Here is a 9173-nt window from a genome sequence, read left to right as displayed (position 1 = left end):
CCGCTTTCGACCGAGAGGATCGAATCGCCAATAGAGCCAAACAACACCGCCCTATCAACTCCTTCAACGCTTCGATGAACTGAAGCGCCTGACCTATCGAAACCTACTTAACTCATTGAAACTCAAGGAGTTTTCCGTTTCGACTGCGCCGGAAGTGGGGCGAATTATAGACACCTGGAATCTGCCGTCAACCGTTATTTTCAGCTTTACTCAGATTTCAGCGTGATACGTGCGAAAGCTTTCTTGCCGGCCTGGCATACATGAGTGGACCCCAGCTCATATATATAGGTGCGATCTACAACCTCGCCATCTATACGCACGCCACCCGAACCCAACAGATCTCGCGCCACTGCCGCATTCTTGACCAAGCCTGCTTTATTAAGAACCGCCGCAATCGGCATATTCTCAACAGCAGTCAGCTCGATCTCTGGCAGATCATCCGGCAGCTCACCGTCCTTCATACGATTACCCGCCGCACGATGAGCACTGGCCGCAGCCTCCTCACCATGGAAACGAGCAACGATCTCCTCAGCCAACTTGATCTTGATGTCCCGTGGATTGGCGCCCGCCTCTACGTCGGCACGGAACGCATTGATCTCATCCATGGACCGGAAGCTCAACAGCTCAAAGTAACGCCACATCAGCACATCGGGAATGGAAACCAGTTTGCTGTACATGACGCCCGGCGCTTCCTGGATACCTACGTAGTTGCCCAGCGATTTGGACATCTTCTTCACGCCATCCAGACCTTCAAGCAATGGCATGGTCAGAATGCACTGCGCCTCCTGACCATAACCACGCTGCAGCTCACGCCCCATCAACAGGTTGAACTTCTGGTCGGTACCACCGAGCTCTACGTCGGCACGCAACGCAACCGAGTCATAGCCCTGCACCAGCGGATAGAGGAACTCATGAATGGCGATGGGCTGATTGGTCGTATAACGCTTGTCGAAATCATCGCGTTCGAGCATGCGAGCCACAGTGTACTGAGACGTCAGGCGAATGAAATCCGCTGGCCCCATCTGATCCATCCAAGTGGAGTTGAACGCCACTTCGGTCTTGGCCGGATCAAGAATCTTGAAAACCTGAGTCTTGTAGGTCTCGGCGTTATCGAGAACCTGCTCGCGGGTCAGGGGTGGGCGCGTAGCACTCTTCCCGCTCGGATCACCGATCATGCCGGTGAAGTCCCCGATAAGGAAGATGACCTGATGCCCCAGATCCTGGAACTGGCGCAGCTTATTAATAAGCACGGTATGACCCAGGTGCAGATCGGGCGCCGTCGGATCGAAGCCAGCCTTGATACGCAGCGGCTGCCCGCGCTTGAGCTTTTCGATCAGCTCGGACTCGACCAACAGTTCTTCCGCACCACGTTTGATCAGCGCTAGCTGCTCTTCAACCGACTTCATAACAGACCCGTAAGGCTCAGATTCAAAGGGCCCCAACCATACAAGATCGCGCACCAAATACAAGGTTTGCCCGGCGCACGGACGCCGATCCACAGAACAGAGCGTTCGCGGGCTTGCTTCGCAGGGGTTTTGGTTATATTTTATACAGTTATTTCATCTTCATCATGTCATTCATCTTTTCCAATTCATTTTTTCAAAAGTCAAAATTACCTATGACCACAGAACCGTCTAAAGCGCCGCCGCTTTACCCGAAGACCCACCTGCTTGCCGCCAGTGGCATCGCAGCCCTCCTAAGCCTGGCGCTGCTGGTGTTTCCCTCCAGCGATGTTGAAGCCAAAAAGACGACTCTGAGTCTTGAACTGGAAAGTCCTGCTGAACAACTGACACAAGAACAAGACGCCGCCGAAGCCGTTCAAGCCACAAACGAGCCGGCCGCCTCTCCATTCGCGCAGATTGAAAATAGCCCGGAAGACGCTGCCACGGCCGCCGCCCAGGCAGAAGCGCCCGCAGCAGCAGAAGAAAAGAAAGGGCCTGACCATCGTGAAGTGATTGTCGCCAAAGGCGACACACTTTCCACTCTCTTCGAAAAGGTTGGCCTGCCCTCCACCTCGGTCCATGAGATCCTGGCCAGCGACAAGCAAGCCAAGCAATTCACTCAACTGCAACGTGGTCAGAAACTGGAGTTCGAACTCAACCCAGAAGGCCAGCTGACCAACCTGCACACCAAGCTGAGCGACCTGGAAAGCATCACCCTGACCAAGAATGACAAGGGTTATGTGTTCAACCGCGTCACGGCAAAGCCCACCGTCCGATCAGCCTACGTCCATGGCGTCATAAACAGCTCATTGTCCCAGTCGGCAGCGCGCGCGGGGCTCTCCCATAGCCTGACCATGGACATGGCCAGCGTATTTGGCTACGACATCGACTTCGCCCAGGATATTCGCCAGGGCGACGAATTCGACGTCATCTACGAACAGAAAGTGGTCAACGGGAAGAGCGTCGGTAACGGCCCGATTCTTTCCGCGCGTTTTACCAACCGCGGCAAGACCTACACTGCGGTGCGCTACACCAACAAGCAGGGCAACAGCAGCTACTACACCGCCGACGGCAACAGCATGCGCAAGGCATTCATCCGTACGCCGGTGGATTTCGCCCGCATCAGTTCGAAGTTCTCCGCCGGTCGCAAGCATCCGATCCTGAACAAGATTCGCGCCCACAAAGGTGTCGATTACGCCGCCCCCCGTGGCACACCGATCAAGGCGGCCGGCGACGGCAAGGTTTTGCTGGCCGGACGTCGCGGCGGTTATGGCAACACCGTGATCATCCAGCACGGCAATACCTACCGTACGCTGTATGGCCACATGCAAGGCTTCGCCAAGGGCGTGAAGACGGGAGGCACTGTCAAGCAAGGCCAGGTTATTGGATATATTGGTACCACCGGCCTGTCCACCGGCCCGCACTTGCATTATGAATTCCAAGTCAACGGCGTCCATGTCGATCCGCTCGGCCAGAAATTGCCGATGGCCGACCCGATCGCCAAGGCCGAGCGTGCGCGCTTCCTGGCCCAAAGCCAGCCCTTGATGGCTCGCATGGATCAAGAAAAAGCCACCATGCTGGCTTCGAGCAAGCGCTAAGCAATGGCGCTCTATATCGGTGTGATGTCCGGGACCAGCCTCGATGGCTTGGATATCGCACTGGTCGAATTGGCCCCGGCGATCAAATTGATCGCCACCCACTACATTCCCATGCCCGCCACTCTGCGCACCGAACTGCTCGAATTGTGCAGCAGCGGGCCCGATGAGATCGCCCGTTCCGCCATGGCTCAGCACAGCTGGGTAAAACTGGCCGCACAGGGCATCCATGCCCTACTCAACGAACAGAAACTCAAGCCTGAGGCCATCACGGCCATTGGCAGCCACGGCCAGACCATTCGCCACGAGCCGTCCCGTGGCTTTACCGTGCAAATCGGCAATCCGGCACTGTTGAGTGAGCTGACCGGCATCAGCGTCGTCAGTGACTTCCGCAGCCGCGACGTCGCCGCTGGCGGGCAAGGCGCCCCACTGGTTCCAGCGTTTCACGAAGCTCTGTTCGAAGAACGAGTCGGTCATCGTGCCGTACTGAATGTCGGCGGCTTCAGCAATCTCAGCCTGATAGAACCGGAAAAGCCGGTCGCCGGTTTCGATTGTGGCCCAGGCAATGTGCTGCTCGATGCATGGATACATCAACAACGAGGCGAACACTTTGATCGCAATGGCCAATGGGCTGCCAGCGGGAAAGTCGAACCAACCTTGCTCAAGACGTTGCTCAGCGACCCCTTTTTTGTCACCAAGGGGCCGAAAAGCACCGGGCGCGAAGTCTTCAACCTGCCCTGGCTCAACCAGCATTTGTCGCACCTGCCAGCCTTCGCTCCGGAGGACGTACAGGCAACATTGCTTGAGCTGACTGCCCTGACGATTATTGAATCACTGCAGCATGCCCAATCGAACACTCAAGAGTTGCTGGTATGCGGCGGTGGCGCGCACAACCAGACGCTCATGAAGCGTCTGGCTGACTTGCTGCCGAATGCCAAGGTCAGCAGCACGGCGGTATACGGCGTAGACCCAGACTGGGTTGAAGCCATGGCTTTCGCCTGGCTTGCACATTGTTGCCTTGAAGGCATTCCAGGCAATCGCCCAAGTGTCACGGGCGCCCGTGGCTTGCGCATACTCGGCGCCATCTATCCGGCCTGAAATCAAAAAAGGCGGACAATAAAAAACCGCAGGGCCGTACGGCGCTGCGGTTTTTTATTTATTGAAACGCTTAGATCGAGAACGAAGAACCGCACCCACAAGTAGTGGTCGCGTTAGGGTTCTTGATCACGAAACGCGACCCTTCCAGGCCCTCCTGGTAATCCACCTCGGCACCCGCCAGGTACTGGAAGCTCATCGGGTCAACCACCAGGCTGACGCCTTCGCGCTCAACGATGGTGTCGTCTTCGGCCACTTCTTCATCGAAAGTGAAGCCATACTGAAAACCGGAACAACCGCCGCCCGTTACGAATACGCGCAGCTTCAAACGATCATTGCCCTCTTCATCGACCAGGCTCTTCACCTTGTGCGCGGCACCGTGGGTGAATTGCAAAGCCATGGGGGTGAAGGTTTCGACGCTCATGCTGAATATCTCCCGGCGCTTACGCCGCCATAATGCGTGATGGCGGGCATTATCCGCTTCTCCTACAAAATTGGTCAACTATTTAGACGAGCAGCGGCGAGCTATAGGCTCCAGGCTTATAGCCGCCAACCTGACAATTGTAACTGCCCTTACGGCAACATCCCCGCATGGGACAATCCCAGGCGCTCATCCAGACCGAACAGGATGTTCAGGTTTTGCACCGCTTGGCCGGACGCGCCCTTGACCAGGTTATCGATGACCGACAACACCACGACCAAGTCCCCATCTTGCGGACGATGCACGGCGATCCGGCAAACGTTCGCACCGCGCACGCTACGGGTTTCCGGATGGCTGCCGGCCGGCATAACGTCGACGAACGGTTCGTTGGCGTAGCGTTTCTCGAACAGCGCCTGCAAATCGACGGAGCGATCGACCACCGTTGCGTAAAGAGTGGAATGGATTCCACGAATCATAGGCGTCAGGTGCGGCACAAACGTCAGGCCGACGTCCTTGCCCGCCGCCCGACGCAACCCTTGGCGGATTTCCGGCAAGTGGCGATGCCCTTTTACCGCATAGGCCTTCATGCTTTCCGACGTTTCGGAATACAGCGAGCCGACACTGGCGCCTCGACCGGCGCCACTGACCCCGGATTTGCAATCAGCGATCAGGCGCGAAGTGTCGGCAAGACCAGCCTCGAGCAACGGCAGGAAGCCCAACTGCGTAGCAGTCGGATAGCAACCCGGCACGGCGATCAATCGTGCCTGCCTGATTTTCTCGCGATTGACTTCCGGCAAGCCGTAGACCGCCTCATCCAGAAGCTCCGGTGCCCCGTGAGGCTGGCCGTACCACTTGGCCCATTCGTCCGCGTTCTGCAGGCGGAAGTCAGCCGACAGATCGATCACCTTGGTTCCGGCCGCCAGCAGCTCCCCCGCCAAGGCGTGAGCAACGCCATGAGGAGTGGCAAAGAACACCACATCGCAGGCGCCCAGGGTCTTGATGTCCGGAACGCTGAATGCCAGGCCGTCGTAATGGCCTCGCAGGTTCGGATACATGTCGGCGACGGCCAGGCCGGCCTCGGATCGGGAGGTGATGACCACCACCTCAGCTTGCGGATGCTGCGCCAACAGACGCAGCAGTTCGACACCGGTGTAACCCGTGCCGCCGACGATACCGACCTTGACCATAAACCTGCCCTCAACGAACCACTGGAAAGCCGTCGATAATAGGGGCCACAACGCGTGGCGACAACCGTCAAGGTGACGTGTGGCCGCTCTAACCTCTACTATCGGGCTACCGTGAATCTTGGAATAACTAAAAATGCTCTATCTGTGGCTCAAGGCACTTCACATCGTCAGCATGGTTTGTTGGTTCGCCGGTTTGTTCTACCTGCCGCGCCTGTTTGTCTATCACGCCCAAAGCGAAGACAACGTCAGCAAGGAGCGCTTCTGCGTGATGGAGCGCAAGTTGTATCGCGGCATCATGGGCCCGGCGATGATTGCCACGCTAGTGTTTGGCATTTGGTTGCTCAGCCTCAATGCCGGCGCCTACTTCACCCAGGGTGGCTGGATGCACGCCAAGTTGACCCTGGTCGTTCTGCTGATCGGTTATCACCACATGTGCGGCGCCCAAGTAAAACGCTTCGCCCGTGGCGAGAACACCCGCAGCCATGTCTTTTATCGCTGGTTCAACGAGGTGCCAGTTCTGATATTGCTGGCTATCGTAATTCTGGTCGTAGTCCGGCCGTTCTAAAGTCCAGTAGCACTATTCGATCGGGGGTACATCCCATGCCGTTGCCCGCTTTGCTTGAAGAACGTCTGCGGCTGCCTGTCGTTGCCGCGCCGATGTTCCTGATTTCCAATCCCCAGCTCGTGCTTGCCTGCTGTCGCAATGGCGTTGTCGGCAGTTTCCCGGCACTGAACCAACGCGAAAGCAGCGGTTTCAAGGCTTGGCTGGAAGAAATCGAAGCGGGCCTGGCAACAATGGATAAGCCAGCGCCCTATGCGGTCAATCTGATCGTTCATGCCAGCAACCCACGGCTCCAGGCTGACCTGGCGATCTGCATCGAGCATAAGGTACCTATCGTCATTACCAGCCTGGGCGCGGTAAAAGAGCTGGTGGATGCGGTGCATGGGTATGGCGGCCTGGTTTTTCACGACGTGACTACTCGCCGTCACGCAGAAAAAGCCGCGGAAGCAGGTGTAGACGGCTTGATTGCCGTCGCGGCCGGTGCTGGAGGGCATGCCGGGACCTGGAGCCCTTTCGCTTTGGTCGCCGAAATTCGGCAGTTCTTTGATAAAACCCTGCTGCTCGCAGGATGTTTGAACCACGGCCATCAGATTTTGGCGGCGCAACTGCTCGGCGCGGATCTGGCCTACTTCGGAACGCGGTTCATTGGCACGACAGAAAGTCACGCGTCCGACGCTTATAAAGAGATGTTGCTCACATCCAGGGCCGCAGACATCGTGCATACTCCCGCAGTGTCCGGCGTGCCAGCCAGTTTCATGCGCCAGAGCCTGGAAGATGCCGGCTTCGACCTGCTTGCCCTGCAGAACAAGAGCGCGGCAGATCCCGGATCGAAACTCAAACCGCTGAGCGATGAAGCCAAGGCCTGGAAGACCGTATGGTCCGCAGGCCAGGGCGTTGGTGAGATCAACGATTTACCCAGCGTCGATCAACTGATCGCGCGCCTGGATAAAGAATACCGCCAGGCACAAGCGCGGGCGGCACAGCTCGGAGGCCAATGGCCCCGCTGAACCCAAAAACACAAACCAACTTTGAAAGACAAGGATGCCAGGCATGAGCGAAACCCGCTTCAACATTGTATTCGACGGAGCCCTGTTGCCAGGCGTCGATACCACTACCGCCAAGCTAAACCTCGCGGAGCTGTTCAAGAGCGATGTCAGCGCCATTGAACGTTTGTTCAGTGGTCGCAAGGTGTCGCTTAAAAACAACCTGTCCCAGGGCGACGCGCAGAAGTACCTGGAAGCGCTGCATAAAAGCGGCATCGATGCACGAATCGAAGCAGAACCGTCCCTTCAGCTGGACCTCGGCGAGGTGCAGGAATCGCCGCATCAGGCAAGCGGGCGCCACCCGGACTCCATACTTGACCCCGTTTCCCCCTATGCCCCTCCCCGCGCCCCGGTAGGCGAAACGCTCGCCGAATACGGCCCGCTCAAGCCCTTCAGTTTCGAAGGCCGTATCGGGCGCCTGCGGTACCTGGCCTGGACCATGGTTCTGACACTGGCGGTAATGCCCGTGGTCGGGATTGCATTCTGGTTGAGCCTGTCCTGGTTGCTCGTCGCCAGCTCGACGACCGCGATGATCATCGGCGGACTCGTAGCCGTAGCCATCTTCCTCGCTTTTGCCTACGTGAGTATCCAGTTCAGCGCTCAGCGCCTGCACGATCTCGGCTGGTCCGGATGGCTGTGGTTGCTCAACCTGGTGCCGTTCGTGGGCAGCCTCTTCCCATTCGTCCTCATATTCGCTCCAGGCAATAGTGGCCCGAATCGCTACGGCCCTCCACCTCCGCCCAACAGCACTGCGGTCAAGGTTCTTGCCTGGCTGTGGGTCGTCCTGATCGCCCTGATTTTCATCGGTGCGTTGGCTGGCGCGTTCAGCAGCATCGGCGAGGAGTACGGCAGCAGCTCCTTGAGCAGCTATGAAAGCAGCGAATCCATTGACGAATCGGCCGAAGAACCGGCCGCCGAAGCAGCCGAGCCAGCCGCACCTTCTGTAGACTACGAAGAAGAGGAACAATAAGCGCGCTTTGCGCCGGTGACAGCTCAGTCCACCGGCGCCCTGCGCGGCGATGGAGAACTGCATGACCCGTTACGCTCTGATCACTGGTGCTTCCAGTGGTATCGGCCTGGCCATGGCCGAAGCACTGGCCCGGCGTGGGCGCAACCTGATATTGGTAGCTCGACAGCGTGATCGGCTGGAAAGTATTGCAATAGAGCTGACCCAACGGTTTGGCGTGGAGGTATTGTTCCGCGCCTGCGACCTGGGAGAACCCCTTCGACTCTCAGGCTTCCTGCTGGAATTGGAGGAAGGCGAGCGCCAAATCGATCTGCTGGTCAATTGCGCCGGCATCGGCACCAGTGGTCCGTTCCTGGCCCAGGACTGGATGACCGAACAAGACCTGATCGAAGTGAATATCCTTGCCCTCACACGTCTCTGCCATGCGATAGGCAACAGCATGGCGTTGCATGGCGGCGGCCAGATCCTAAACGTCGCATCGACTGCTGCCTTCCTGCCCGGCCCCTGGATGAGCACGTATCACGCCAGCAAAGCCTATGTGCTGCACTTCTCCGAAGCCCTGCGGGTCGAATTGAAAAAATGCGCAATCAACGTCTCGGTACTGTGCCCCGGCCCGACTCGCACGGACTTTTTCGCGAAGGCACAACTGGATGAACAGAAACTCGACGGCAAGAAGAAATTGATGAGCCCTGAGGAAGTTGCGCTCTATACCGTTCGCGCGCTGGATAGGAATCGAGCCATTATCATTCCCGGACGCCGCAATCGCTGGTTCGCCACGCTGCCTCGATTGGGGCCACGCTGGCTGGTCCGGACCGTCAGCGGCATGCTCAACAAGGCCTGCTGTCCGCGCTGATTCCTTCA

At 57.8% G+C, this 9173-nt stretch carries 9 protein-coding genes; 6 read left to right on the top strand and 3 right to left on the bottom strand.

Annotated features, from left to right (window positions below; all coding sequences use genetic code 11):
* Window positions 1-206: 206 nt before the first annotated feature.
* Window positions 207-1406: a tyrosine--tRNA ligase gene (gene tyrS / locus JMN22_RS19060; RefSeq protein WP_030139194.1), complete on the bottom strand. Its 1200-nt coding sequence runs from the start codon at window positions 1404-1406 to the stop codon at window positions 207-209.
* 212 nt (window positions 1407-1618) lie between these two features.
* On the opposite strand from tyrS, the gene JMN22_RS19055 reads away from it, so the two are divergent.
* Complete coding sequence (locus JMN22_RS19055; protein WP_202335007.1) at window positions 1619-3040, top strand: peptidoglycan DD-metalloendopeptidase family protein; 1422 nt, start codon at window positions 1619-1621, stop codon at window positions 3038-3040.
* 3 nt (window positions 3041-3043) lie between these two features.
* Window positions 3044-4135 carry an anhydro-N-acetylmuramic acid kinase gene (locus JMN22_RS19050; RefSeq protein WP_030139196.1) on the top strand — a complete coding sequence of 364 codons (1092 nt, stop codon included), beginning with the start codon at window positions 3044-3046 and terminating at the stop codon, window positions 4133-4135.
* 70 nt (window positions 4136-4205) lie between these two features.
* Here JMN22_RS19050 and erpA read toward each other — a convergent pair whose 3' ends face one another.
* Complete coding sequence (gene erpA / locus JMN22_RS19045) at window positions 4206-4556, bottom strand: iron-sulfur cluster insertion protein ErpA (RefSeq protein WP_025215766.1); 351 nt, start codon at window positions 4554-4556, stop codon at window positions 4206-4208.
* Between the two features lie 149 nt (window positions 4557-4705).
* A complete protein-coding gene (gene argC, locus JMN22_RS19040; RefSeq protein WP_202335006.1) occupies window positions 4706-5740 on the bottom strand; it encodes an N-acetyl-gamma-glutamyl-phosphate reductase in 1035 nt (344 codons plus the stop codon).
* Between the two features lie 133 nt (window positions 5741-5873).
* On the opposite strand from argC, the gene hemJ reads away from it, so the two are divergent.
* From hemJ to JMN22_RS19020, 4 genes are all read left to right on the top strand, one after another.
* Window positions 5874-6305, top strand: coding sequence for a protoporphyrinogen oxidase HemJ (gene hemJ / locus JMN22_RS19035; RefSeq protein WP_030139198.1), 432 nt, complete (start codon window positions 5874-5876; stop codon window positions 6303-6305).
* Window positions 6306-6340: 35 nt separating this feature from the next.
* Window positions 6341-7309, top strand: coding sequence for an NAD(P)H-dependent flavin oxidoreductase (locus JMN22_RS19030; RefSeq protein ID WP_202335005.1), 969 nt, complete (start codon window positions 6341-6343; stop codon window positions 7307-7309).
* A 43-nt stretch (window positions 7310-7352) separates the two neighbouring features.
* The gene (locus tag JMN22_RS19025; protein WP_202335004.1) at window positions 7353-8315 is read left to right on the top strand and encodes a DUF805 domain-containing protein; all 963 of its coding nucleotides are present in this window, start codon (window positions 7353-7355) and stop codon (window positions 8313-8315) included.
* A 61-nt stretch (window positions 8316-8376) separates the two neighbouring features.
* Entirely contained in the window at window positions 8377-9165 is a 789-nt protein-coding gene (locus JMN22_RS19020; protein WP_202335003.1) for an SDR family NAD(P)-dependent oxidoreductase, read from the top strand.
* Window positions 9166-9173 lie beyond the last annotated feature (8 nt).

Source organism: Pseudomonas sp. HB05, assembly GCF_016756915.1.
GTDB classification, from domain to species: domain Bacteria; phylum Pseudomonadota; class Gammaproteobacteria; order Pseudomonadales; family Pseudomonadaceae; genus Aquipseudomonas; species Aquipseudomonas alvandae.
This window is presented reverse-complemented; position numbering and strand designations above follow the sequence as displayed.

Excerpts from the sequence above, each read along its gene's own strand:
- tyrS (WP_030139194.1), bottom strand. The coding sequence starts at position 1,406 with ATGAAGTCGGTTGAAGAGCAGCTAGCGCTGATCAAACGTGGTGCGGAA.
- JMN22_RS19055 (WP_202335007.1), top strand. The coding sequence starts at position 1,619 with ATGACCACAGAACCGTCTAAAGCGCCGCCGCTTTACCCGAAGACCCAC.
- JMN22_RS19050 (WP_030139196.1), top strand. The coding sequence starts at position 3,044 with ATGGCGCTCTATATCGGTGTGATGTCCGGGACCAGCCTCGATGGCTTG.
- erpA (WP_025215766.1), bottom strand. The coding sequence starts at position 4,556 with ATGAGCGTCGAAACCTTCACCCCCATGGCTTTGCAATTCACCCACGGT.
- argC (WP_202335006.1), bottom strand. The coding sequence starts at position 5,740 with ATGGTCAAGGTCGGTATCGTCGGCGGCACGGGTTACACCGGTGTCGAA.
- hemJ (WP_030139198.1), top strand. The coding sequence starts at position 5,874 with ATGCTCTATCTGTGGCTCAAGGCACTTCACATCGTCAGCATGGTTTGT.
- JMN22_RS19030 (WP_202335005.1), top strand. The coding sequence starts at position 6,341 with ATGCCGTTGCCCGCTTTGCTTGAAGAACGTCTGCGGCTGCCTGTCGTT.
- JMN22_RS19025 (WP_202335004.1), top strand. The coding sequence starts at position 7,353 with ATGAGCGAAACCCGCTTCAACATTGTATTCGACGGAGCCCTGTTGCCA.
- JMN22_RS19020 (WP_202335003.1), top strand. The coding sequence starts at position 8,377 with ATGACCCGTTACGCTCTGATCACTGGTGCTTCCAGTGGTATCGGCCTG.